Genomic DNA, 25,159 nt, shown 5'->3' with positions numbered 1-25,159 from the left:
ATTTTATTGATTTTTAATCAATTATGTTTTTTGTCGTGTGCTAAAAAACAGTTGTTAAAAATTCTTTCTTGCAATTCAACAAAACTTGTAATTTTAGCACATGAGTGATACACTAAAATATTGGTACCTGCGCGACCATAAGTTGTTTCAAGTGCTTAAAAACGAGCAAATCAAACAACTCTGTATCATCACGGGTTTTAAAAAAGCAAAGCACAACGAGATTATCCGCCTATCTGAAATCGAAGAACCGCGGATTTTCCTACTTAAAAAAGGACGTATAAAACTTACCGTGACCGACGAAGCGGGCAACGAATCGGTTGAAGATTTGCTCGAACGCGGCGATTTGTTTGGCGCCCTCACGCTGGAACCCGATACCACCTACACCACAGAAGCGAAAGTGCTTTCCGACGAAGTGCTCATTTGCAGCTTTACCGTAGCCGATTTCGAGAACTTATTGCTCAAATATCCCGAATTAGCGCTCAGTTATACCAAATTCGTAGGCTTTAAAATGCGTCGGATTCGCAACAGCTATCAAAACTTGATGCGAAAAGAAGCCAAATCACGTTTGTTATACTTCTTAAACGATTGGTCGGAGAAAGACGGCGTAAAAACGGGATCAACGGTTACCTTAGAGAATTTTCTGACGCAGGCCGACATTTCTCAAATTATTTGCTCGTCGCGGCAAACTGCCGTTCAATTGCTGTCGGAGCTTGAAAATACGGGCGTTATTACCTATAACCGCAAAGAAATTACCTTTCCGAATTACGCTAATTTTAAGAAATTAGTGGCAAGTGTCGGCTAACCGACATTTTCATTTTGTGAGTTGCCGCAACTTTGCTTCAACTTTAAAACCTAACAAAATGAAATTACGTATGGTACTATTGTGGTTGGTAGCCGGGATGGCTGTTAGCTACGGTCAGCAAAGCGCTGACAAAATTTCGAATTACAATGTTGAAAAAGGCTTGGCGCTGGAAGGCTACGATCCGGTTTCGTATTTCTCGAACGGCGGTCCGCAGAAAGGCGATGCTAAGTTTAAAGCGTCTTTTCGCGGGGTAACGTATTACTTTAAGTCGGAAGCAAACCAAAAATTGTTTTTGGCCGATGCAAAAAAGTACGTTCCACAATACGGCGGCTGGTGCGCGTATGCGATGGGTGCTAATGGCGAAAAGGTTGAGGTTGATGTAAAGACTTTTAAAATTTTAGACGGGAAATTGTATTTGTTTTACAATGCGTACTTTAACAACACTTTAAAAAGTTGGAATAAGGATGAAAAGAATTTGAAAACCAAAGCTGATGCAAATTGGCGTAAAATCAATCAGTAATGAAAAGTAAAATTGTTTACCACATTGCCCGATTTGCCGCAGCTGGCATTTTATTGCAAACTTTGTTTTTCAAATTTACAGGAGCCGCTGAAAGTGTTTGGATTTTCACACAGCTGGGTGTTGAACCGTTTGGACGTATCGGTTCGGGTATTGTTGAATTAATTGCGGCTATTTTGCTGATTTCAGGTAAATATTCACGTTGGGGCGCATTACTTGCCGGAGGAACTATGTTTGGCGCGGTTTTTTCACATATATTTGTTTTAGGACTGGAAGTGCAGAACGACGGCGGATTTTTGTTTATTTTGGCGGTAATTGTTCTTGTTTGTTCTTTCTTTGTATTTAGATATCCCGTAAAAAGGATTGAAACTAAAATGTAACTCATGATGTTTTCTGCTGTTGACGCTGGACTTGATAATTTGCTGTTTGTTTTAGAACAGCTCGATAATGCTGCTTATACCGCTAAGAATTCTTCTTTAAGCGAAGCCAGCATTGGAGAACACACGCGTCATATTATCGAAATGTTTCAGTGTTTGGAACAAGCTTACACTACAGCCGAGGTTCATTACGACAACCGTAAGCGCGACCTGCTGCTTCAAACTTCGGTAGCAGCAGCCATTGATGCTATAAATGGTCTGAAAGTAAGCTTGATCAAAGATGATAAGTTGCTTGCCTTAGTGCAAACCGTCGACGGACAAAACCTGAACATCGCTACAAATTATCAGCGCGAATTGCTCTACAACTACGAGCATTGCATACATCATCAAGCCTTGATTAAAGTGGCGCTACTCGGAATTAAAGATATCGACATTCCTGAAAGTTTTGGCGTTGCGCGCTCAACTATAGCTTACCGACAGCAATGTGCACAGTAACTGTTGTTTCCAAAAACAATAAATTAATTATCACTTCGAACCGCGACGAGGTTACTTATCGTCGTGCCGAAACGCCGCGGTTTTACGAAGTGAAAGGGAAATCGGTTTTTTTTCCGAAAGATCCTGCTGCCGGCGGAACTTGGTTTGCAACCGATACCCAGCAAAAAGCCATTGTTTTACTGAATGGCGCCTTCGAAAAGCACAAACACCAACCGCCGTACCGACTAAGTAGAGGTTTGATTGTCTTGGAATTACTGATTCAAGACGATATTATTGCGGGTATCGATTCGATTGATCTCGATCGCGTGGAGCCTTTTACCTTAGTGATTTATCAAAACGGTAGTTTACACGAATTTCGTTGGAATGGTTCCGAAAAGTTTCTAAAGCTCTTATCGAGAAACGACAACCATATTTATTCGTCGGCTACCTTGTACGATGCCGAAACCCGATTGGAACGCGAACGTTGGTTTGCCGAGTTTTTAGAAAGGAATCCGCAGCCAGATGCCGATACCATTTTCAAATTTCACAACTTGAAAAATGCCGGAAACTCTCAAAACGGTATAGTAATGAAGCGCGCAAATCAACTGCAAACCATAAGCATTACTCAATTAGTAGAAACCGATACAGGTTTGGAAATGAAGTATGTTGATTTGCTCGAAAACAAAGAAAACCCGATATCCGTTGCTTAAAATCCGCATTTTTTTTCATAAACTATTCAATTGGGAATATTGGCCGTTTCAAGTGGTTTATGTTCCCATTTATTTTCAATGGGCATTTTATGCCTTGCGCGAGCGCCATATTTTCTTCTTTAATGCTTGCAATCCGAATATCAAGAACGGCGGTTATTTGAATGAAAGTAAGAAAGATATTTACGATCAGTTACCCAAAGAAGCGTATCCGACTACAATTTTAGTTTCGCCGGATGCAGATTTCGAGAGCTGTAATGCCGAACGGGAGCGCAACAACATTGTATTTCCGTGCATTGCTAAGCCCGATATGGGTTTGCGCGGATCGGCTGTTGTTAAGTTGGAAAACTCAGAACAATGGTTGAATTATCACCAACAAGCCGACTTCAAATACATTTTACAAAATCTGATTCCGTACAGCAGTGAGGTAGGAATCTTTTATGTGCGCTTGCCTGGCGAAGAAAACGGGCGCATTACCGGAATTGTTGGTAAAGAATTTTTGACTGTGGTTGGTGATGGAAAATCGACGATTGAACAGTTATTGCTGAAAAATTTACGTTTTGCGATGCAACTTTCGGCGATTAAAAGGCAAGGTGCGATTAATTTGCAAGAGGTTTTAGAAGTTGGAAAAAGTAAAATTATTGTTCCGTTTGGGAATCACGCTCGCGGATCGAAATTTTACGATTACTCGGATTGGATTACAACTGAAATGTGTTTAGGTATTGAAAAATATGTAAAGCAAATGCCCGATTTTTATTTCGGACGAATTGATGTGATGTTTAAATCAAAAGCCGATTTACAAGCGGGGAAAAATTTTATGTTTGTGGAAGTGAATGGTGCAGGTAGTGAACCGACACATATTTATGATCCGAAGCACGGGATTTTCTTTGCTTGGAACGAGTTGTGCCGACATTTCGCGTACATGTATCGTATTTCTAGGATGAATCACAAACGCGGTTTTCGATACCTTACGTTTCGCGAAGGCATGGCAGAATTACGCATGCATAACAAGCTCAATCAGACCATCCAAAATTTTTAATGAAAGTACTTAGAGCGCTACTGGCCGGATTTGTCATCTCTTTTATAGGGTCGGTTCCGCTTGGATACTTAAATTTAGTAGGCTTTTCAATTTATTCCCAAATCGGAATCGCCGATTTACTTGCCTTTATTGCTGGAGTTGTACTCATTGAAGCCCTAGTAATTTCGAGCACGTTCTATTTCGCGGCTCTGTTGAGTAAGCAACAGCGTTTGCAGTTTTTTTTGAAGTTGTTTTCGAATTTCTTTTTGATTGCCATCGGCTTTTCCCTGCTGTTTTCTTCTGTGGAAACACAAACTACAGTAGCCAATCCTTTCGAAAGTTTCGGTTCGTTTCAAAGAGGTATTGTATTAAGTAGTTTAAATTTTTTTCAATTGCCGTTTTGGGTAGCTTGGAACATTTACGTGGTTTCTTCTAAGTTCGCCGACACAAGGCTTGATCGATTTAGCTTCTACTTGGGTGGGACGTTAATAGGAACTACCGTGGGCATGTTAACGTTTATTTTCTGTCTCAGTTATTTAAATAGTGGCGCATTTACCGGTACATTTTCGTTGAAGCAGATTTTGGGAGCTGCGTTTTTACTCTTAGGCGTGGTTCAATTATCCATACTGCTGTACAAACGAATTAGCGTTTCAAAGTAAAATGTCCGAGGTGAATTCGTTTATCTGCGCGGATCACCCGAAACCAATAATCGTCGGAGAACATATTTTGTCCGTTGTACGTACCGTCCCAACCTTCGCTATCGGATTGTAGAGAAGTTAGAATTTTTCCGTATCGATCGAAAATTATTATTTCAATACCCGGTTCAAATACGGCATTTTTGATCTGCCACGTATCGTTGAATCCGTCTCCATTTGGGGTGAAGAATTTTGGATAATTTAATAGCACAACATCTCTACTGAGATCGCCGCAACCAAAAACATCGGCTGCTGTTATCGAATATACGCCAGGCGTGAGATCGGTGAAATTTCCGTTATTTTGAAACGGACCGCCATTGATGCTGTATTCATAAGTACCATTGCCGCTTGCCACTGCTGTAATCGAGTTTTGATTTTCAGTCCAGTCTGAAGTTACAATGGTGAGATCGGTAGGGGAGGAGCTTGCAGTTACGACGTATTCGATAGTGCTTTCGCAGAATTGAGAACCGTAGTTGTTTCGGCACGTAAGGGTGTACGTGCCTGCTTCGTCGACGCGAATAAACTGTGCAGTCGATCCGGTGCTCCACAGATAGCTGTCAAATCCATTTTCCCCAAATAAAAAGACATCGTCGCCGTTTTCGCAGAGAATTTGTGCTGGTTGTGGTTGTAAGGTCGGATTTTCACCTACCCAAAGAGTAAATTGTGTTCGACCGTAACAAATATCAACCGCTAAGTTATCGACGCGGACGTAAATGATTTGCGGATTGGTCGTATTTTGAAAACTACTGGGATTTTCGATTCTATTTGTATTACTGTCTCTTTGTCCTGGATCAACGAAGTAATTGATTTGATACGGGCCAATTTGTTGATTTCCAAGGATTTCTTGTTGAAGTTGCGTTAAATCAAAGCTTGCAATTGTCTGATTTTCAGTCACACATTCGAGAATGTCTGGATTTGCGGGCGAATTAGCAACAGCAACAGCTTGTATGGTATTTACGTTAACGGAATAGAAAATTCGTCGGCCGCAGGAATCTTCAATTTCAAAATCATAAATGGCGTTTGTAAGATTCTCAAAAATGTTATTGTTGCCATTCTCTAGTACAGATGGTACGCCATCAATTGCTAAGATTCTGAAATCGTACGGAGGAACACCGTTTACTTGGATTAAAACGTCTTTATTTGAAGCACTTCCTGAGCAGTCGATGTTTAGCGCAGAGACTACTTCTAAGTCGCCTGAAAATGTAAAAGGTTCAAAAATTTCATAACAATTAGCGTTTCCGTTATTAAAGCTTTGATACACTTTTATAATTCGAAACGTGCCTATTATTGATTGATTTAGAAGCGTTTGTCCGTTGCTTAATGCAATAGAATTTGTTTCATTTGGATCCGTATTTTCAGGGTAATTTTCTCCAGTAAGCGGATGTTCCCAGACTTGTTCCGTTGGATTAAATCGTTGCCACCAATAACTATTTCCTAAAATACTTCCCGTATCGTTTACCGTTAAATTAAACGATCCACAATTTTGCTCGTAGTTGTAATTGTTTGTGCCACTAATATAACCAACAATGGTCACTGCAAGCGTCTGTTGCACGCCACAGACATCTAATCCTTCAAATACATAGTTTCCAGCTGGTAAAGTCGGGATAAAAGCAGTTCCACTTGTTAAAAACGTAGAAACATTGGCAGGTAACGGAACGGGATAGGCGGCTGGAGCTGCAATTATTTGCAGACTTGTTAAGGCATCATTTCCAGAGCGAACACGAACGGATCCAAAACCAGAGGTACAACTGGCCGCGGTACTTGCATTAAGCGCCAGAGGTTGGTAAGGCTGGATAGTAGCGTCGGTAACGTCGGTCGCATCGTATATGGTTCCGCAATTATCTACTAGTGTAAAATCATAAGTACCCACAGGTAAATTCGTGATAACTAAATCGCCACTACTAGCTACTATATTTCCAGTAACGTCTAAGGGAACTGGATTGGGATACGCAGCAGGTGCGGCCACCATCGTTGCTTGTACGATTTCTCTATTCTGCGGAAGCGAAATACGAATGGTTCCCGTACCTGTGTTGCAATTGGCGTTTGATGCTCGTGTTTCGGGTTCAATTTCTTCTTCGATTATTTCGTATTGCGCCGTCGCAGTTCGTCCACAAGCATCAGAAATAGATACTTCGTAAATTCCGGGAGGCGGTAAATCAGTTTCACTTCCAAATGTGATTGTAGTTTCTGTAAATGGTCCGGGGTAAGTTGCAACAAAATCTGTCGGAACAAAAGTGGCTGGCGCAGTGGTGAAATTGACAAAATAGGGAGGAGAAACATTACTCACACTCAAAATCAGATTATCTTGTGAGCATTCGTTAGGTTCGCCACTTAATGCCACAGAGGGAGCAAATGATATTTCGTTTCCATTACTGTTGAACGTTGTGTTGCAAGAGTCGACTATTTGTAGGTCGTAAGTGTAAGTTACTCCTGGAAATAGTTCAAAATCGCGGCTAAGTTCAAGTAAATCGAGCGGTCCGTTTGGTATCACAGTAGATACAACCACTGTTCCTGTTGGGTAGTTAATCGTATAAGTTGCAGTTAATGGATAGATTAAAGTGGTTCCATTACTAGCCGTTAATGCATTTGTGGATGTGGTAGACGTGCACGAGTTGATGGTTAGTGGTAATGTGTTTAAGCCAATGGATATTTGATTCAGCGGCAGTGTCAACGTATATTCAAAAACATCTGAACCACACTGATCCGTAACACGTACTAAGAATTCTCCGGAAGGTAATCCGGAAAAGACATTGGAAGTTTGTTGCGGAAAAATGATTGGTCCGCTTATAATATCAAACAAATACGGAGGGTTTCCTGAAGCAACATTGACTGTTAAAACGCCTGCGTTAGTGTTGCAGTTGCTGGCTACGCTTTGTGCAATCGAAAAGTCAAGTTCGGTTAATTGTTGTAGTATAGTAAAGTCTTCACTGGCCGAATTTTGCTCGTTTCCTAAAGTTTGTACGGCTGTTAGGCGGTAATTCCCCGCAGTGAGTGTGCCACGTGTTAAAGTACTGAATTGATCTACGGGAGTTGTTGTATTGGGAAGTTCGTATATGAAAAAAGTAATGTTACTACCTGCCGTCTGATTATTTACAACAATAGAAATACTTCCGTTTGAAGGACAGGTTTCGGGCGTAGGTGTAACGTCAACGGTGAATGCGGTAAGCTGGCCGTAACTTTGCGAAAAAAGTAATAAGAAAAACAGCACGTACTTCATGGTAACGGCTTTTAGAGATGGGGAAAATACCTAACTTTTGTAAAAATACTAAATTTTTTATATTTTACAACTGATTTTAAGCATTTCAGTTCATCCTTTTAATTAACTTTTTGCTGTATCTTTTCTAGCAATGGAATTACGCGTTCCAATGCCATAGCACGAGATCCTTTCACTAAAATTAATGTATCAGTTAGGTCCTGTTTGAAATTAAGCTCAAAATCATCGAAACTAGTGTAAAAACCTTGGTGTTCAAACCTGTCCTTAACGGCGGAAAAACTTGGTCCGATAAATATAGTCGGCAGCTTTAAATCATTTGCTAATTTGATCAACAGTGTGTGTTCCTTGGGGCTTTCGTCACCCAATTCAAACATGTCTCCTAAAATAGCCAATTTGCGTGCTGCTTTTGACAACGAAAGGTTTTTTAAAGCAGCTTCCATGCTACTTGGATTTGCATTGTAAGCGTCGGAAATAATCTCAATTTTTCCAATTTTGATGTTTTGCGACCGGTTGTTTGTAGGTGTGTATTGTGCAATTGCCGATTTAATGTTTTCTATTGGAATTTCGAAGTAAGTACCAATTGCAACTGCAGCACAAATATTGGGGATATTGTATTTGCCAACTAGTTTTGACACAATTTTTTGGTCACGAAGCATAACGCCTACTTCAGCCTCGTTTGTTAAGTTTTGAAATTGTATATCAGCTTTAGCATTTGAAATTCCGAAAGAAACAGTTTTTATACTATTAGATTTTTGAACTTGTGTGCTGTCGTCGGCGTTGATGAATGCTACCTTTTGTCGTGCTGCTAAATGTTTGTATAATTCCGTTTTTCCTTTGATGACACCCTCGATACCGCCAAAACCTTCGAGGTGCGCTTTTCCGAAATTAGTAATGTAACCAAAATCCGGCTCAGCTATTCGACATAGTTGTTCAATTTCTTTCTGATGGTTTGCGCCCATTTCAACAATTCCTATTTCAGTTTCTCTGTCGAAAGACAACAGTGTTAACGGAACACCGATATGATTATTTAAGTTGCCAACTGTTGCTTTGGTATTGAATTTTTCTTGTAATACGACATGGATTAACTCTTTTGTGGTTGTTTTTCCGTTGCTGCCCGTAAGTGCAATAATAGGAATGCCCAGAAAATTTCTGTGATAGTGGGCTAATTGTTGCAAAGCAATTAGGCAATTATCAACCAAGATCGTACGGTGATCGATCACATATTTAGGATTGTCAATTACTACGTACGCAGCGCCCGCTTCAAGTGCGTCTGCCGCAAATTTGTTCGCATCAAAATTTGGTCCTCGAAGTGCAAAAAAGATTGAGTTTGATCTGATTTTACGCGTATCAGTTGAAATACCGGCAGATTCTAAAAATAATTGGTGTAAGTCAGATATCGACATGAGCAACGAGATAATATAAAAGTGTATGAAAATACTAAAAAAAAGTAGCCGATTCTTGTGAAATCGGCTACTCTAAGATTACTTTTTTTGGAGCTTAATTTCTAGCTCGTTTTTTCTTGTCTGATTTCGGACCAACACGCGACATGGCGCAACGGAATCCGATGTAATCAGTAGCCATATCTTGTGGGAAATATCTGCGTTGTGCAGGATCCAACCAGTAAGCGCGGTCTCTCCAGCTTCCACCTTTGAAAACACGAACATCATCGTTTACAAGCGTAGTTCTTTTGCTAGACTTATCGTATTTTCTAGTCATCTGTCCTATGCTATCAACCGAAACATTGTGCTTAGGAGAGTCGTACATGCGTTTTGTATCCTTAGATTTATCATCGTCCTCGGAGTTACCGAAGTCAAAGTAACGAGTAGATTGCTTGTCGCCGTCGCGGTAATTTCTCATGTCTGACTTGTCAAAGTTTTGACGTAGATAAGTTTCTTTCTCATCAACTGGTACCGTCGCAATTTGTCCTGGAAAATTTCTCGCCATAATTCTACCGTTGCTGATAGTGTCATACTTGATATTTTCAGGAGTTACTAACTCTACTTTACCATCCTCACCAATCTTTTGCTTGGTATACACGTTTCCACGATAGTAGTTGAAATCGTTAGCTTCATCATCAACAATTGGACGATAAACGTCGGCAACCCACTCTGATACGTTACCTGCCATATCATATAATCCAAAGTCGTTTGGTGGATACGATTTTACAGCGTTTGTGATATCTGCTCCGTCGTCAGACCAGCCTGCAATCCCACCGTAGTCACCTTTAGCTTGTTTGAAGTTGGCTAATTGATCGCCACGATATTTTCTAGTTCCTGAACGCGTGTAGGTTCCTTTCCAAGGATATTTCTTTTGTCCTTTGTAGTTGTTGTATTCACGATTACCTACGTCAGAAGCAGCTGCATATTCCCATTCAGCTTCTGTTGGAAGTCTGTATTCAGGTGACATAATACCTGAACTGATTTGAGCATAAATATTGGTAGGCTCTTTCGTTTCACCTGGCTGACCTTTAGAACCTTTAGTCTTAATTGGTTTCGCTTTACCATTTCTACCTTTCAATACAATTTCTTCGTTACCACCGTAGGTTTTTGTAGGTGCTGCCAAGTACGTTTCAGTACTAAATGTACTTTCTGCACTTTGATTTAAAATCTTAGCATCTTTTTTCAAGTAGCCATTTTTCTCAAGAAGTGCTTCGTTTACACGGTCAGTTCTCCATTTAGCAAATTCAGTTGCTTGAATCCAGTTAACACCAACAACTGGGTAATTGGAATACGCTGGATGACGCAAGTAATAGTTGGTCATCGCTTCGTTATATCCTAAACGATTTCTCCATACCAAAGTATCAAGCAAAGCACCTTCGTAAATATTTTTATAGTTGTCTTCCGTTGGTGGAAAAACTTTTTTCAACCAATCTAAGTATTCCATGTACATTAAATTGGTAACTTCAGTTTCATCCATGTAGAACGACTGAACGTGTTGCTGGTTTGGACTGTTGTTCCAATCGTGCATCACATCATCTTGAACTTTACCCATAGTAAAAGTTCCACCTTCAACGAGTACTAAGCCTGGAGCAGCTTGCTGGTTCTTGTACTTCGTGTTTACTTGAAATCCTCCTCGCTTGTCGTTTAACTTCCATCCAGTAGCGGAAGAAGTGTTTTTTCCGCCAGAATTTTTGCTACAACTGGCAGCAACAAAGACAAGTGCCATCGACAAAATCAAGCGTACAGCCGGAAATTTGTTTATTTTCATACGTTCAGCAGGTAATAAAATTTTGGAGCGCAATATAACAATTAACTCTTATATCGCAACACATTTTTAAACAATTACAAGTGCTTTCTTAAATCTGCACAACCTTAGAACGAATTAAGCATCTATTTATTGTTTTTCCCTACATTTTAAATTTATTTTTACCGCCGAAATATTTACCAAAAGTTTACGTTTCCTTACTGATGCGCACATTTCTAGTAATTTTCCTTGTCGTTTCTATTCGTTTGTTCGGGCAAACAAATGGTTCCATATCTATCATCTGGAGTGAGCCGAAATTTAATGCCGCGACGGGCAAGCTAATCAATCCGCTTTCTTTTGATGCCACACATTATGTATATGATGCTGAGGAGCATATAATCGAGTACGCACAAATATTAAAGGACATTCGCTCAGGGAGCTACGATGTAGAATTAACAAACGTAGTAACCGCTCCACTTTCAAGCATACAATTGTCGACACTTGGACAAGTAAAGCTGCCCAATAACTTCAATGCAAATTTTTTTATTTCAAAGAGCAGAAACCAAACAAAAGCGCGAATTAAGGTTAATGCGGTTGCTCGTATCAACGGAGCAGCTGTTCGTTTAGAGTCATTTTCTTATAATTTACGCCCGAAACAGGAAGTTCAAGAGCGTGCTCAGGCTTCGTTTACCGGTATTCAAAATTCAGTGTTAACTTCGGGAAATTGGTACAAATTTGCCATTGAAAAATCGGGTCTATACAAGATTTCTCGTTCCTTCTTGCAACAATTGGGCATTAACGTCAATCAAATTGATCCGCGGCAAATTCGTCTTTTTGGAAACGGAGGACGAATGCTTCCGCTGCGAAACAATGTTGATTATCCCACCGATTTAGCCGAAAATGCGATTTTTGTAGCCGGTGAATCCGATGGTAAGTTTGATGCTACAGATTATATTTTGTTCTACGGCGAAGGAGTAGACAATTGGAGCTTAGAAAATGTCACCCACAATAACTTGTACGCTACTGAGACCTATTATTATATAACGGTGAGTGGGCAAGGGAAACGAATTTCCACTTTCGTGGAACCTGAGCAAGCCGCTACAACAACTTTCGACAGTTATGACGCGTACTTATACCATGAAAAAGACTTGGTTAACGTAGCTCGTTTAGGGAGAAGGTGGTTTGGCGAAGATTTTACCGTAGAAAACGAACGCTCCTTTGAATTTGAGCTGCCGGAATTAGTTGCTGGAACCGAAGCACGAATTACGGTTTCTGCCTGCGCATCGGCGTTCACTGCCACTAAGTTTAATTTCTTAGTTAACGGTGCTGCGGGAACAACGATAAACTTAAGCGCTCTTACCATTGCAAACAGTACCACTATACAAGGTTTTGCCGGTAATAGCACTTTTACAGTTCCTGCAACTCAAAACATGATTGTAGATGTCGAATTCGACAACAACGGAGTTCCAGGATCTAGAGGATTTTTAGACTATATTATAGTTAGAGCTAAAGCCCGGCTTGCAGGCAATAATACATCGTACAGATTTTGGGTTGATAATTTACCAACAGCTGAGCCTGTCGCACAGTTTAATATCACTAACTCCTCAGGGATTGAACAAATATGGGATATCACAGACATTTATAATGTGAAAGCAATTTCAAATGCAGCAGCTCAAAATACGTTGAGTTTTAAGTTTGAAACTGCCAATAGCCCGCGATTTCTCGTCGTAGACGAACAGAACTTTCTCACTCCGAGAAGGCTTTCTAATTCCAAGGTGGTAAATCAAAATCTAAAAGGAACCATATTTAACTCGCAAAGCGCTGCTTTTACAGACATCGATTACATCATAATCACACCAAAACTTTTTGCTTCTGAAGCCGAGCGCTTAGCAAATTTTCATAGACTTCAAAGCGGTCTTAACGTTAAAGTCGTAGAATTAGAGCCCATATTTAACGAATTTGGAGGTGGTAAACAAGACATTGGCGCTATCCGAAATTTCATCAGATACGTGTATCACAATGCATCGTCGCCAGAAAACCGACTCAAATACCTCTGTCTTTTTGGCGATGCTTCATACGATCCACTAAATCGAACACGGAACAACACTAATTTCGTCCCTATTTTTCATGCCGTAGATCCGTTCTCGCTCTCTTCGTCTTTTATCTCAGACGACTTTTTTGTTTTATTGGATGATTCCGAAGGGAATATGAATCCCGCTGCTGCGACAGGTCTCGACGTAGCTGTCGGCAGAATGCCCGTAAACTCACTTGCACAAGCTGCCGAAATGGTTAATAAAGTGATCGAGTATTACGATTTTAAATCCTACGGTCGTTGGAGAAACAACTTCGTTCTCATTTCCGACGACGTCGATGCCGCCACTGAAGCGCGCTTGCAACGCGGTATTGATGAATTGGCCGCCGATATTGTAGCCGCAAAACCCTTTGTTAATGTTACGAAAATACACACCGATAGCTATATTCAGGAAAGTTCTGCGGGAGGCGATCGATATCCGAAAGCGCGTACTGATTTTGTAAACGAATTCGGTAAAGGTGCTCTGGTTTTCAATTATTTCGGACACGGCGGAGAAGATGGTTTAGCGCATGAACGTATTCTTGAAAAAACGGATGTGCAAAACCTAACGAATCGTTACAAATATCCGCTGTTCGTTACGATAACATGTGAATTCACTCGTTTTGACAATCCAGGCCGACCAACCGCTGGAGAATTTATGTATTGGAATCCAGCAGGCGGAGCAATTTCTTTGCTTACCACCACACGCCAGATTACCATCGATGCCGGACAGCAGATTAACGAAGAGATTGCATCAAACTTATACGGATATGGAACGAACGATTTAAGCTCTATCGCGGAAGCGCTCCGAAATTCGAAGAACGATTCGTCGAGCAATCCGCTGATGGTTTTTTACATCGGAGATCCGGCTCTAGAACTGGCTATTCCAAAACCAACGATCGTTTTAACGCAAGTGAATGACACGCCAATTCAAAACGGAATTGTCGATCTTCAGGCGCTTTCTAAAGTAAAACTAACTGGAGAAATTCGCGATGAAACTGGAAACACTTTACTGAGTAATTATATCGGCGATGCCAGTATCACCGTTTACGATAAAGATATCGAGCGATCAACTTTGGCTAACGACGGAACTACCAATAGCAGTGGTCAGTTAATCATTTTGGATTACATGAATTTGGGTGAAACTATTTTTCGGGGCAATGCTTCTGTGACTGCGGGAAGATTTGACGTTGAATTCATAGTGCCGCGCGATATTAGAGTTCCTGTAGGGAACGGTAGAATTAGTTTTTATGCCAAAAGAACGGGCCAAGCTATTGATCAGACCGGCGTAAATACCGCGATTCGAGTAGGCGGCATAAATCCAAATCCGCCAGTAGATAACACGCCTCCGCAGGTCCGTTTATTCATGAACGACGAAACTTTTGTAAACGGAGGAATCACCAATGAGAGTCCGTTTCTTCTTGCAATTTTTGAAGACGAGAACGGGATTAATACTGCGAGCGGGATTGGTCATGATATTATTGCGATTCTCGATAACGATGAAAGCAAGCCATTTATCATGAACGATTATTACGAATCCGATGAAAATAACTATGCTCGTGGCCGACTTCGATTTCCGTTCACTAATTTAGAACCGGGATTACATACAATTAAGGTTACAGCTTGGGATGTATACAACAATCCCGTGTCGGGTGAAATTCAGTTTGTTGTAGTAGGAGATGAAAGTCTAACTCTAAAAAATGTCCTAAATTACCCCAACCCATTTGTAAATTATACAGAATTTTGGTTCACCCACAACAGGCCCTTTGAAGATCTAGACGTTCAAGTTCAAGTTATGACCATCACTGGAAAAGTGGTTTGGACTAGAAATCAAGTAATTAACACCGAAGGTTTCCTCAGCCGAAGTATTACTTGGGACGGTCGCGACGATTTTGGAGATAAAATCGGAAAGGGAACGTACATTTATAAACTCACCGTACGCTCGAAAGCAACGGGAAAAACATCCGAAAAAATTGAGAAACTTGTTATCCTTTAGAAAAAAACTATATTTGTTTCATATAATTCCAGACGTTAGAATGAAAAGAAAATCAGTATTGCTACTTGGTTTGTTGGCAATGTTCAAGGGTTTTGCACAAGACGACAACCGAGTGATAACGACCGGAGTTCCCTTTTTACTTGTCGCTGCCGATGCGCGTTCAGCAGGTTTAGCCGATCAAGGTGTGGCAACTTCTCCCGATGCTTTTTCCCAGCAATACAACCCAGCGAAGTATGCATTTATTATCGATAAACAAGGTTTTTCGATGAGCTACACGCCTTATCTGACCGACTTAGTTAACGATATCGCATTAGCACAAGTTACATACTATAATCGCATCGGAGAACGCTCTGCTTTCGCGGGTTCTTTGCGCTATTTTGGACTTGGTGAGATAAGGCTGCAGGAAACCTTCGACGATATTGGCACGGTTGTAACACCAAACGAGTTTGCTATCGACGGTTCATATGCGTTAAAGCTCAGCGAGCGATTTTCGATGTCGGTCGCCGGACGCTACATACGTTCACAACTTCGTATACAGGCAGGAAATGGCGATGCTTCACCAGCTTCCTCATTCGCGGTCGATGTTGCCGGTTATTACCAATCCGAGGAACAGGCGTACAGCGATTTTAACGGAAGATGGCGTGCCGGATTCAATTTCCAAAATTTAGGTCCGAAAATCAGCTACGATGCTGATGAACTGAGCACTAATTTCTTGCCTGCAAACATGCGATTAGGAGGAGGATTCGATTTTATTTTCGACGATTACAATAAGGTAGGTGTAAGCTTAGAATTAACGAAATTGTTAGTTCCAACGCCTCAAGAAATTACCGATGTAAATGGGGACGGCGAAATTGATAGCACCGACCGTTCCATTATCAATGATGAATACAGAAGAGTAGGCTGGGTTGATGGTATTTTCAAATCGTTTAACGACGCTCCCGATGGTTTTGCCGAAGAATTGCGCGAGTTTACGTATTCGGTAGCTGCAGAATATCTTTACCAAGATAGCTTTGCCATGCGATTAGGGTACTTTAACGAACACGAAACTAAAGGTGCTCGTAAGTTCTTTTCTCTTGGCGCAGGTTTCAAATACAACATTGTGAAAATAGATGTTTCGTATCTGTTTTCGGCGAGCCGCGTTCGAAATCCATTGGAAAACACCTTGCGATTTTCACTCACGTTTAACTTTGGTGAGCAATACGACGAATATTAGAAGAACAACTATGATATCAACAAAATCCAAATTTTCAAAAATTGAGAATTTGGATTTTTTTTCCTCCGAACTTTATGAAAAAACAAAGCGTACATCTTGAGTTCACAACTTATGAAAACCTGTCTGAATTGCCAGCCAACGTAGCGTCTTTGATGCAAGAAGCTATTATTGCTCGCGATCAAGCCTATGCGCCGTATTCAAAATTTAAAGTAGGTGCTGCTATTTTACTCGAAAACGGAGCGGTTGTTACAGGGTCTAACCAAGAAAATGCAGCTTATCCCAGCGGACTCTGTGCCGAGCGAGTAGCGGTTTTTTATGCAGGTGCAAAGTATCCAGGTGTGGCAGTAAAAACAGTTGCTGTGACCGCCTGTAACGAAAATAAGGATAATCTGCATCCCATACCGCCTTGTGGTGCCTGCCGGCAGTCGCTTGCAGAATACGAAATGCTCGCAAACAACAATATTGAGCTCTTTTTTATGGGTGCGGAAGGCGCTATTTTCAAATCCGACTCGATAAAAGATCTCTTGCCGTTCACTTTTGATAAAAACTTCCTCTGATTCGTTAAAAATAAAATATTTACATTTTTCTCGTCGGAATGATTGTTTTATTTTTGCAGCCGACAGTTTAAACCGGCAAAGCTAGCTGTGAGGAAACTATTTTGCGCTTGAGAACTGTTTTTTATTTGTCAAGCAATCACAATCGTTTAAAAAAATGAAAGAAATAACTAAGGATGTTTACCTGAAGTGGTACGAGGATATGCTGTTTTGGCGCAAGTTCGAAGATAAACTAGCGGCGCTTTACATTCAGCAAAAGGTTCGCGGATTTTTACACTTGTACAATGGTCAAGAAGCAGTGTTAGCTGGTGCACTACACGTAATGGATTTGTCGAAAGATAAAATGATTACCGCGTACCGAAATCACGTGCAACCCATCGGAATGGGCGTTGATCCACGAAAAGTAATGGCCGAGCTACTCGGAAAAGTTACCGGTACTTCGAAAGGTATGGGTGGTTCGATGCACATTTTCTCGAAAGAGCACGGTTTTTACGGTGGTCACGGTATCGTGGGTGCGCAAATTCCAGTAGGTGCAGGTATTGCTTTCGCAGATAAGTATTTTGGTCGCGATGGCGTAACCTTAACTTATTTTGGTGATGGTGCTGCACGTCAGGGTTCCCTGCACGAAGCTTTTAACATGGCTATGTTGTGGAAACTTCCTGTAGTATTTATCGTTGAGAACAACGGCTATGCAATGGGTACTTCCGTAGAAAGAACCGCAAACCATGGCGACATTTGGAAACTCGGTTTGGGTTACGAAATGCCATGCGGACCAGTTGACGGTATGAATCCTGTGAAAGTTGCCGAAGCGATGCACGAAGCTATTGAACGTGCAAGACGCGGCGATGGCCCTACATTCCTTGAAATGAAAACATACCGATACAGAGGTCACTCGATGTCGGATGCACAATTATACCGAACCAAAGACGAGGTAGAAGAGTACAAAAAAATCGACCCAATTACACAAGTTCTCGACATCATTAAAGAGAACAAATACGCAACCGATGCCGAGATAGAAATTATCGATGAGCGTGTGAAAGATTTAGTCGAAGAGTGTGCCACATTTGCCGAAGAATCGGATTTCCCAGAAGTACAGCAATTGTACGATGTGGTTTACGAACAAAAAGATTATCCATTTTTACCTCATAAACTGAAATAGATGGCTACAAAAGTTACCATGCCGCGCCTGAGTGATACGATGACTGAAGGAACTGTTGCTAAATGGTTAAAGAAGGTCGGAGATCAGGTGAAAGAGGGCGATATATTAGCTGAAATCGAAACAGATAAAGCAACCATGGAGTTTGAATCGTTCAACTCGGGCGTGTTGCTACACATCGGTGTGCCAGAAGGCGGAACAGCGCCTGTAGATTCGTTGCTTGCCGTTATTGGTGAAGCTGGCGAAGTATACGACGCTGCTGCAGAAGCTGCACCAAAAGCAGACGCCGCTCCAAAACAAGAAGCTGCTCCAGTTGCCGAGGCTGCTGCTCCAGCTGCTGGCGGTGCATTGCCAAAAGGCGTGATTGTAGTTACTATGCCGCGCTTGAGCGATACGATGACGCAAGGAACTGTTGCTACTTGGCTTAAAGTCGAAGGAGATACCATTAAAGAAGGTGATATTCTTGCAGAGATCGAAACAGATAAAGCAACCATGGAATTCGAATCGTTTCATTCCGGAACGCTTCTTAAAATTGGTGTGAAAGCTGGCGAATCGGCTCCAGTGGATAGCATGTTGGCAATTATTGGTCCAGCCGGAACAGATGTTTCGGGCGTTAACGGGGCTTCGGCTGCTCCTGCACCAGCTGCACCACAAGCTGCTGAAACTGCTGTAGCTGCACCCGTTGCTGCTGCGGTTGAAGAAGTAGCTCACACCGGCGGTCGTTTGTTTGTTTCTCCCTTGGCACGCAAAATGGCTGAAGAAAAAGGAATTGATTTGCGTCAAGTGAAAGGTTCTGGAGAAAACGGACGTATTATTAAATCAGATATCGAAAACTTCAAACCTCAGGCTGCTACTGCTCCAGTTGCTGCCGCTGCTGCTCCAACTTCAGCTCCGGTGTACAAGCCGGTTGGAAGCGAGTCGGTTGAGGAAGTGAAGAATTCGCAAATGCGTAAAATCATCGCTAAACGCTTGTCGGAATCGAGTTTTACCGCTCCGCATTTCTTCTTGACAATTGAAGTTGATATGGACGCAGCAATTGCAGCTCGTAGCGTCATTAATGCCATTCCAGACACGAAAGTTTCGTATAACGATATAGTAATTAAAGCGTCGGCAATGGCGTTGCGCAAGCATCCAAAAGTAAATTCACGTTGGACGGAAGAAGCTACATTAATCAACAAACACATTCACATTGGTGTGGCGGTTGCTGTGGAAGACGGCTTGGTAGTTCCGGTGTTGAAATTTGCCGACCAAATGTCGTTTTCTGAAATTACACATGCTGTGAAAGATGTGGCAGGTCGTGCGAAGAGCAAAAAACTTACACCTGATGAAATGGACGGAAGTACCTTTACCATTTCGAATTTAGGTATGTTCGGTATTCGTGAATTTACTTCGATTATCAACCAGCCTAATTCAGCGATTTTGTCGGTAGGCGCAATCGTTGAGAAGCCGGTGGTGAAAAACGGACAAATTGTTGTAGGAAATACAATGACTCTTACTTTAGCTTGCGATCACCGCACGGTTGATGGCGCTATTGGAGCACAGTTCTTACAAACCTTACGTATGTATTTGGAACAACCTGTTACTATGCTTGCGTAATTCACGAAAAGTTGAAAAATGCATTATAAATAAAAAAACCGCTTTCAAAGAGCGGTTTTTTTATGGTTTGATTTTCGCAGTAGCGATTGTAGCGAAAATCCTTTTGTTACGTAGCTTTGCGAAGGAACAAAAGATTGCAGCGGAAAGCGCGACGGCCCGGCGCAGATCCGTTTTTTGATAACGCTTTTAGGGCCGGACTGCCCAAATACATATGAAAACATTTTTAGTAACAGGAGCTTCGCGCGGAATTGGACTTGAAACGGTAAAAACACTGCTGGACGCTGGCGCGCGCGTGGTTTTAGTAAGTCGAAACGCTAGCGAAGTAAATTTAGAATCGGATCGATTGATTAAGTTAAACGCAGATTTATCGGTCGACAACGAAGGAGAAAAAATTGCTAGCGCACTTAAATCTTTGGAAATAAGTGGCATAGATGGTTTAGTTCACAACGCAGGAACTTTGATTTGCAAGAAATTTGAGTCGCTTACCTTAGCCGATTTTGAATCGGTTTATCGGGTGAACGTTTTTGCTGTGGCAATGCTCACGAAGGCGTTGTTACCGTTTTTGCACCGCGGTTCGCATGTTTTGGGAATCAGTTCGATGGGTGGCATTCAAGGAAGCAGCAAATTTTCGGGTTTGGCGGCGTATAGCAGCAGTAAAGGCGCACTCATTACGTTGTTTGAGCTGTTGGCAGAAGAGTTTAAAGAACAAGGAATTTATTTTAATTTGTTGGCTTTGGGAGCTGTGCAAACCGAAATGTTAGCAGAGGCGTTTCCGGATTACGTAGCGCCGGTAACTGCGCCGGAAATGGGTAGTTTTATTGCCGATTTTGTGCAAAACGGTCATCGTTTTTTCAACGGAAAAGTGCTGCCAGTGGCGTTGTCGACTCCGTAAAAATTTTATTTTTATCGAACTGATGCACACAACCGTTTCACCACTGTGAAAGATATTTTAGCGAAATACGTACCCGAAGCTGCGGTCGACTACTGTTTCGACCTGATTGTACATTGGCGTGTGCATTTGCAGATTGTGAACGATCGGAAAACCAAGCACGGTGATTATCGAAAAGAAGCCGACGGCAAACACCGAATTACGGTAAACGGCGGTAAAAATAAGTATCGGTTTTTGATGACGCTGGTACATGAAATTGCGCATTTGACGGCATTTGAAAAATACGGTCGGCGTATAAAACCGCATGGTTTGGAGTGGAAACACGAGTTTCGAACGTTGATGTTGCCGGTTTTGAATACGGGGGTTTTTCCAGCCGATTTATTGCAATTGTTAGCGCGTCATTTGCGAAACCCGTCGGCTAGCGATGGAACCGATGTTACGTTAACGATTGCATTTAAGAAGTACGATCCGCAAACGGAATACGATTATTTATTTACTTTGCCGTACAACAGTTACTTTCAAACGCCCGACGGTCGGGTTTTTCGAAAAGTAGGCTTAATTCAAAAACTGATTGAATGTACGGAAGTGCAAACAGGACGGCGATTCAAATTTAGACCAAACGCAGAAGTTAAACAGATAACGCATGAAAAATAACAACAGATTTGCAGTGATAATGGCTGGTGGTGTGGGCTCGCGCTTTTGGCCGGTGAGTACAGCCGAGCACCCGAAACAGTTTCACGACATGCTGGGAACGGGAAAAAGTTTATTGCAACAAACGTTCGATCGCTTGCAACGCGTTGTTCCTGAGTCGCAAATTTTGGTTTTAACGAATCAGGCGTACGTTTCTTTGGTGGCAGAGCAGTTGCCTAAAGTGTATCACGATAACATTATAGCCGAACCCGCCATGCGCAATACGGCGCCGTGTATCTTGTTTGCAGCTTTAAAAATTAAACTAGCAAATCCGGATGCTGTTTTTATCGTGGCACCGAGCGACCATTTTATTGAAGACGAAGTGGCGTTTATATCCGATGTTGATTTGGCCATGGAGTATGCTTCGCGCGAAGATGTGTTGCTTACATTGGGAATTGTTCCGACCTTTCCGAATACCGGTTTTGGATACATTGAAAGTGGGGAAAATTTAGGTGCATTTAAACGTGTCAAGCAATTTCGCGAAAAGCCTGATTTAGAGACAGCCAAGGAATTTTTAGCTGCTGGTACTTTTTATTGGAATGCAGGGATTTTTGTGTGGAGTGCACGTTCGGTATTGAGTGCTTTTGAGAAGTATCAGCCGGAAATGATACAATTGTTCTCGGTTTTTAGCGAAGTACAAACGACTGAGGAGACGAAAGCAAGATTAGCGGAAGTTTATCCGCAAGCAGCAAATATTTCTATCGATTATGCCGTGATGGAACCGGCACAAAATGTTGTTGTTTTGCCCGCGAGTTTCGACTGGAACGATTTGGGAACTTGGGGTGCATTGTACGAAAAGTTGCCTAAAGATGCGCAAAATAATGCGGTGGTTAATGCGCGTTTATTGAGTAAAGAATCGAATGGAAATGTAATTTCCACGACTTCGAACAAACGTATCGTAGTAAAAGGCTTGAGCAATTTTATGATTGTAGAAACGCACGATACGATCTTAATTTATCCGTTATCCGACGAGCAATCGATAAAGGAAATTAGTGCCGAAGCTGCGCGTTTGTAATTAACGGGCGTCGTTGTCGAACTTAGGTTGTTTAGCCTTTCAAATTCGCTTCGCGAACTTTCTTGAATAAATTCGACGAATAGACGAAGTCGGTTACGGCTTTATTGTCGGTTACGAAGATCTGCGATTTATCGCCTTGCCATTCTTTGATTCCGTTTTTTAGGAATACGATGTTTTCACCAATTTCCATCACCGAGTTCATATCGTGGGTGTTAATCACGGTTGTGATGTTGTATTCTTTGGTGATTTCCTGAATGAGGTTATCAATAAGAATAGCGGTGTTGGGATCGAGACCCGAGTTTGGTTCGTCGCAAAACAAATATTTCGGATTGTTTACGATGGCGCGAGCAATGGCGACTCGTTTTTGCATACCGCCGGAGATTTCGCTAGGTAATTTTTTATGCGCGTCGATTAGGTTTACTCGTTGCAAAACAACATCGACACGTTCGTTGATTTCAGCTCTCGACTTGGTGGTGAACATCCGCAGCGGAAAAGCTACGTTTTCGGCCACGGTCATGCTGTCGAATAAGGCACTGCCTTGAAATACCATGCCGATTTCGGTACGCAATTCCCGGCGTTCGTCTTTGGAAAGATCGGCGTAAATGCGTCCGTCGAAGTCGATAGTTCCTGAATCCGGACTGTGAATTCCCAGTAGTGTTTTCAGCAAAACGGTTTTTCCGCTACCGCTTTGTCCGATGATGAGATTGGTTTCACCGGTTCGAAAAACGGTCGATATTCCTTTAAGAACCTGACTGCCGTTAAATGCCTTTTTAACATCGGTAATTGTTATCATGTCAGCAGCATTTGAGTTAGAATGTAATTCATGGTAATGATGGTAACCGATGTCCATACGAAGGAAACGGTCGATGCTTTACCGACTTCTAGTGCGCCACCTTTCATATAGTAGCCGTGAAAACTCGGTATTGTTGCGAGTAAAATAGCAAAGATGAACGTTTTTATGAAGGCATAGGCGATGTGAAAGGGGATAAATTCGTTTTGAGTTCCAGCAATAAAGTCGGCACTGCTGGCAAAGCCGCCATAAACTGCTGCGACGTAACCTCCGAAAATGCCGAGAAACATCGAGATTCCGATCACAAACGGATACAAAAGCAGGGCTATGATTTTTGGAAAAACTAGGTAGTTTAGAGAATTAACGCCCATAACTTCGAGCGCATCGATTTGTTCGGTAACGCGCATGGTTCCGATGCTGGATGTAATGAACGAACCCATTTTTCCGGCCATGATAATCGAAATAAATGTGGGTGCAAATTCGAGAATAATGGATTGTCGGGTTGCGAAACCAATAAGATATTTGGGAATCAAGGGATTAGTGAGGTTTAGAGCCGTTTGTATCGAAACCACACCGCCTACGAAGAAGGAAATGAAGCATACAATTCCTAACGAGTCGATTATCAGATCATCGACTTCTTTAAGGATGAGTCCTTTCATAACCGACCATTTAGTTGGTTTGTTGAAAACCTCTTTGATCATTAAAAAATACCGACCCATTTGAGTCAGATAGCGCAATAACATCATAGCATTTCAATTAGAGTAAAGGTAGTAATTCTACTCTGAGTCTTGTTCATCCAAATAGTTTCTGCTTAATTTTTTTCCAGCGATACGATTTTATAAAGCGGGCTTGTTCGGCGGTTACTAATTTGGCTTTCGCCGAAAGGGAAGCAGCTAAAAAGCCGGTCAAGTATGGAAAAACTAAGGTTGGTTTTTTCTTGCGTAGTGCAAGCTTCAGAGAGGCGATTGCTGTGAGTAAAAATCCGTATCCCAGGCTATAAAACGCTTCGCCTTGGGTTTTTGCTGCTTTTTTATTGTAGCTGAAACCGGTTGGTTTTAGGTGTTTTACGATGAGATTTTCGTTGACAATAACATCAAAGCCGTAGAATTTTGCCAAAAGTTCATCGACGGTATCCCAACCCATAGCGGCTTTCAAACCGCCAATTTTCTCGAAACAGTTTTTGCTGTATGCTTTAAAAGCGCCTCGAACATGATCGTTGTCGGTGAGTCGTTCTACTTCCCAGCTTCCGTTTACTTCGATAGCTGCTTGGCCACCGGCAATTCCGACCTTTGGATTTTTGAAAACAGTTTCCAACCAATAGAAGTAGTTTGGAGGTAAATCTAAATCGGCATCGAGTTTTACGATGACATCAAAATCGGGTTCAACCTGTTGCAAACCTTCCTGAAAGGCGCGTATTACTTTAGATCCTGGTTCGTGAGTTGCGGATGATTTACGTTCGATCACCGTAAAATTTGGATGATTTTGGGAAGCGTATCGAGCGGCTTCAACAGTATTGTCGGTGCTGTGATCGGAAACAACTACAACTTGATCCGGCTGTCGGGTTTGCGCGAGTAGGCTGTTTATAAGAATACCAATAAACGGCTCTTCGTTATGTGCGGGAACAACAACGGCAATTTTCATGTGCTATGTGTTAATTCGTTCCGCGTAGACGATGTAATAGCGTGGAGTAAATCGGCGCAACAGCGGTCGGATACCGATTTTATTCACCGGGTGTGTCCATTTTTCTGTGGCGATGATTTTCCAGCCGGCTTTTTCGAGCAGCCAATCGAATTGCCAATCTTCAAATTCGTGGAAGTGTCGGTCCCACGGATCGTTTTTAGAACGATACGCCGGTGAAAACCACAGACGCAACGGCACAGAAGCCACGAGTTTGTTGCTCCTTACGTTTTGCAGTACGGTAAACGGATTGAGTAAATGTTCGAAAATTTCAAAGGCAGTTACTGCATCGGCGTTTATGTGTAATCCGTCTTGGTGTAGATCTAGATCTTCGCCAGAGGTATTTTGCACGTTAAAGCCTTCTTTTTTGAGAAGTTCGCCTAGTGGATTTTCTACGCCTAGATCTAGAATGTGGCAATGCGCAGGCAAGTGTTTCTTTACAAACGCCAGTGTTTTTTCGAATCGTTTTTTGGGATACGTATGCTCGTACACGTTTTTAAGTTTTGTGGCAAAAGTAGGGGAAAT

At 41.9% G+C, this 25,159-nt stretch carries 22 protein-coding genes; 15 read left to right on the top strand and 7 right to left on the bottom strand.

Annotation, left to right across the window (positions count from 1 at the left end):
- Nucleotides 1–100 precede the first annotated feature (100 nt).
- The 7 genes from CHX27_RS07595 to CHX27_RS07565 are packed head-to-tail and all read left to right on the top strand — an operon-like array spanning nucleotide 101 to nucleotide 4,554.
- Nucleotides 101–802 (top strand): Crp/Fnr family transcriptional regulator, encoded by a 702-nt coding sequence (locus CHX27_RS07595; RefSeq protein ID WP_094486163.1) that lies wholly within the window; start codon nucleotides 101–103, stop codon nucleotides 800–802.
- A gap of 58 nt (nucleotides 803–860) precedes the next feature.
- Nucleotides 861–1,322, top strand: a complete 462-nt coding sequence (locus CHX27_RS07590) for a YHS domain-containing (seleno)protein (RefSeq protein ID WP_094486162.1) — start codon at nucleotides 861–863, stop codon at nucleotides 1,320–1,322.
- Nucleotides 1,322–1,699, top strand: a complete 378-nt coding sequence (locus tag CHX27_RS07585) for a DoxX family protein (RefSeq protein ID WP_094486161.1) — start codon at nucleotides 1,322–1,324, stop codon at nucleotides 1,697–1,699. The genes CHX27_RS07590 and CHX27_RS07585 overlap by 1 nt, the downstream gene beginning before the upstream one ends.
- 3 nt (nucleotides 1,700–1,702) lie before the next feature.
- Nucleotides 1,703–2,191, top strand: coding sequence for a hypothetical protein (locus CHX27_RS07580; RefSeq protein ID WP_094486160.1), 489 nt, complete (start codon nucleotides 1,703–1,705; stop codon nucleotides 2,189–2,191).
- Nucleotides 2,179–2,880 (top strand): NRDE family protein, encoded by a 702-nt coding sequence (locus CHX27_RS07575; protein ID WP_094486159.1) that lies wholly within the window; start codon nucleotides 2,179–2,181, stop codon nucleotides 2,878–2,880. Before CHX27_RS07580 ends, CHX27_RS07575 begins: the two co-directional genes overlap by 13 nt.
- On the top strand, nucleotides 2,873–3,916 hold the full coding sequence (locus CHX27_RS07570; RefSeq protein WP_317048277.1) for a D-alanine--D-alanine ligase: 1,044 nt from the start codon (nucleotides 2,873–2,875) through the stop codon (nucleotides 3,914–3,916). Before CHX27_RS07575 ends, CHX27_RS07570 begins: the two co-directional genes overlap by 8 nt.
- Entirely contained in the window at nucleotides 3,916–4,554 is a 639-nt protein-coding gene (locus tag CHX27_RS07565) for a hypothetical protein (RefSeq protein ID WP_094486158.1), read from the top strand. Before CHX27_RS07570 ends, CHX27_RS07565 begins: the two co-directional genes overlap by 1 nt.
- On the opposite strand, the gene CHX27_RS07560 is transcribed toward CHX27_RS07565, so the two are convergent.
- The 3 genes from CHX27_RS07560 to gldJ all read right to left on the bottom strand — a co-directional run bounded on the left by CHX27_RS07560 (nucleotide 4,538) and on the right by gldJ (nucleotide 11,011).
- Nucleotides 4,538–7,807: a T9SS type B sorting domain-containing protein gene (locus CHX27_RS07560; RefSeq protein WP_094486157.1), complete on the bottom strand. Its 3,270-nt coding sequence runs from the start codon at nucleotides 7,805–7,807 to the stop codon at nucleotides 4,538–4,540. The two genes, CHX27_RS07565 and CHX27_RS07560, sit on opposite strands and share 17 nt — an antisense overlap.
- Before the next feature lie 98 nt (nucleotides 7,808–7,905).
- Nucleotides 7,906–9,207, bottom strand: a complete 1,302-nt coding sequence (locus CHX27_RS07555) for a UDP-N-acetylmuramoyl-tripeptide--D-alanyl-D-alanine ligase (RefSeq protein WP_094486156.1) — start codon at nucleotides 9,205–9,207, stop codon at nucleotides 7,906–7,908.
- Between the two features lie 94 nt (nucleotides 9,208–9,301).
- On the bottom strand, nucleotides 9,302–11,011 hold the full coding sequence (gene gldJ / locus CHX27_RS07550) for a gliding motility lipoprotein GldJ (RefSeq protein ID WP_094486155.1): 1,710 nt from the start codon (nucleotides 11,009–11,011) through the stop codon (nucleotides 9,302–9,304).
- Between the two features lie 200 nt (nucleotides 11,012–11,211).
- On the opposite strand from gldJ, the gene porU reads away from it, so the two are divergent.
- The 8 genes from porU to CHX27_RS07505 all read left to right on the top strand — a co-directional run bounded on the left by porU (nucleotide 11,212) and on the right by CHX27_RS07505 (nucleotide 22,167).
- The gene (gene porU, locus CHX27_RS07545) at nucleotides 11,212–15,054 is read left to right on the top strand and encodes a type IX secretion system sortase PorU (RefSeq protein WP_094486154.1); all 3,843 of its coding nucleotides are present in this window, start codon (nucleotides 11,212–11,214) and stop codon (nucleotides 15,052–15,054) included.
- Between the two features lie 40 nt (nucleotides 15,055–15,094).
- On the top strand, nucleotides 15,095–16,267 hold the full coding sequence (porV, locus tag CHX27_RS07540) for a type IX secretion system outer membrane channel protein PorV (protein WP_094486153.1): 1,173 nt from the start codon (nucleotides 15,095–15,097) through the stop codon (nucleotides 16,265–16,267).
- 74 nt (nucleotides 16,268–16,341) lie between these two features.
- Entirely contained in the window at nucleotides 16,342–16,824 is a 483-nt protein-coding gene (gene cdd / locus CHX27_RS07535) for a cytidine deaminase (protein ID WP_094486152.1), read from the top strand.
- A gap of 154 nt (nucleotides 16,825–16,978) precedes the next feature.
- The gene (gene pdhA, locus CHX27_RS07530; RefSeq protein WP_094486151.1) at nucleotides 16,979–17,980 is read left to right on the top strand and encodes a pyruvate dehydrogenase (acetyl-transferring) E1 component subunit alpha; all 1,002 of its coding nucleotides are present in this window, start codon (nucleotides 16,979–16,981) and stop codon (nucleotides 17,978–17,980) included.
- Nucleotides 17,981–19,573, top strand: a complete 1,593-nt coding sequence (locus tag CHX27_RS07525) for a 2-oxo acid dehydrogenase subunit E2 (RefSeq protein ID WP_094486150.1) — start codon at nucleotides 17,981–17,983, stop codon at nucleotides 19,571–19,573.
- 211 nt (nucleotides 19,574–19,784) lie between these two features.
- Nucleotides 19,785–20,465 (top strand): SDR family NAD(P)-dependent oxidoreductase, encoded by a 681-nt coding sequence (locus tag CHX27_RS07515; protein ID WP_094486148.1) that lies wholly within the window; start codon nucleotides 19,785–19,787, stop codon nucleotides 20,463–20,465.
- A 45-nt stretch (nucleotides 20,466–20,510) separates the two neighbouring features.
- Nucleotides 20,511–21,116 carry a SprT-like domain-containing protein gene (locus tag CHX27_RS07510; RefSeq protein WP_094486147.1) on the top strand — a complete coding sequence of 202 codons (606 nt, stop codon included), beginning with the start codon at nucleotides 20,511–20,513 and terminating at the stop codon, nucleotides 21,114–21,116.
- Complete coding sequence (locus tag CHX27_RS07505) at nucleotides 21,106–22,167, top strand: mannose-1-phosphate guanylyltransferase (protein ID WP_094486146.1); 1,062 nt, start codon at nucleotides 21,106–21,108, stop codon at nucleotides 22,165–22,167. Before CHX27_RS07510 ends, CHX27_RS07505 begins: the two co-directional genes overlap by 11 nt.
- A 31-nt stretch (nucleotides 22,168–22,198) precedes the next feature.
- On the opposite strand, the gene CHX27_RS07500 is transcribed toward CHX27_RS07505, so the two are convergent.
- From CHX27_RS07500 to CHX27_RS07485, 4 genes are read right to left on the bottom strand one after another with little or no spacing between them, the layout of a single operon-like run.
- Entirely contained in the window at nucleotides 22,199–22,960 is a 762-nt protein-coding gene (locus CHX27_RS07500) for an ABC transporter ATP-binding protein (protein ID WP_094486145.1), read from the bottom strand.
- Entirely contained in the window at nucleotides 22,957–23,703 is a 747-nt protein-coding gene (locus CHX27_RS07495; protein WP_094486144.1) for an MlaE family ABC transporter permease, read from the bottom strand. Before CHX27_RS07495 ends, CHX27_RS07500 begins: the two co-directional genes overlap by 4 nt.
- A 46-nt stretch (nucleotides 23,704–23,749) precedes the next feature.
- Nucleotides 23,750–24,598 (bottom strand): glycosyltransferase, encoded by an 849-nt coding sequence (locus CHX27_RS07490; protein ID WP_094486143.1) that lies wholly within the window; start codon nucleotides 24,596–24,598, stop codon nucleotides 23,750–23,752.
- A 3-nt stretch (nucleotides 24,599–24,601) separates the two neighbouring features.
- Nucleotides 24,602–25,126, bottom strand: coding sequence for a methyltransferase domain-containing protein (locus CHX27_RS07485; protein WP_094486142.1), 525 nt, complete (start codon nucleotides 25,124–25,126; stop codon nucleotides 24,602–24,604).
- Between the last annotated feature and the right edge of the window lie 33 nt (nucleotides 25,127–25,159).

Source organism: Flavobacterium aurantiibacter, assembly GCF_002251775.1.
GTDB lineage: Bacteria > Bacteroidota > Bacteroidia > Flavobacteriales > Flavobacteriaceae > Flavobacterium > Flavobacterium aurantiibacter.
This window is presented reverse-complemented; position numbering and strand designations above follow the sequence as displayed.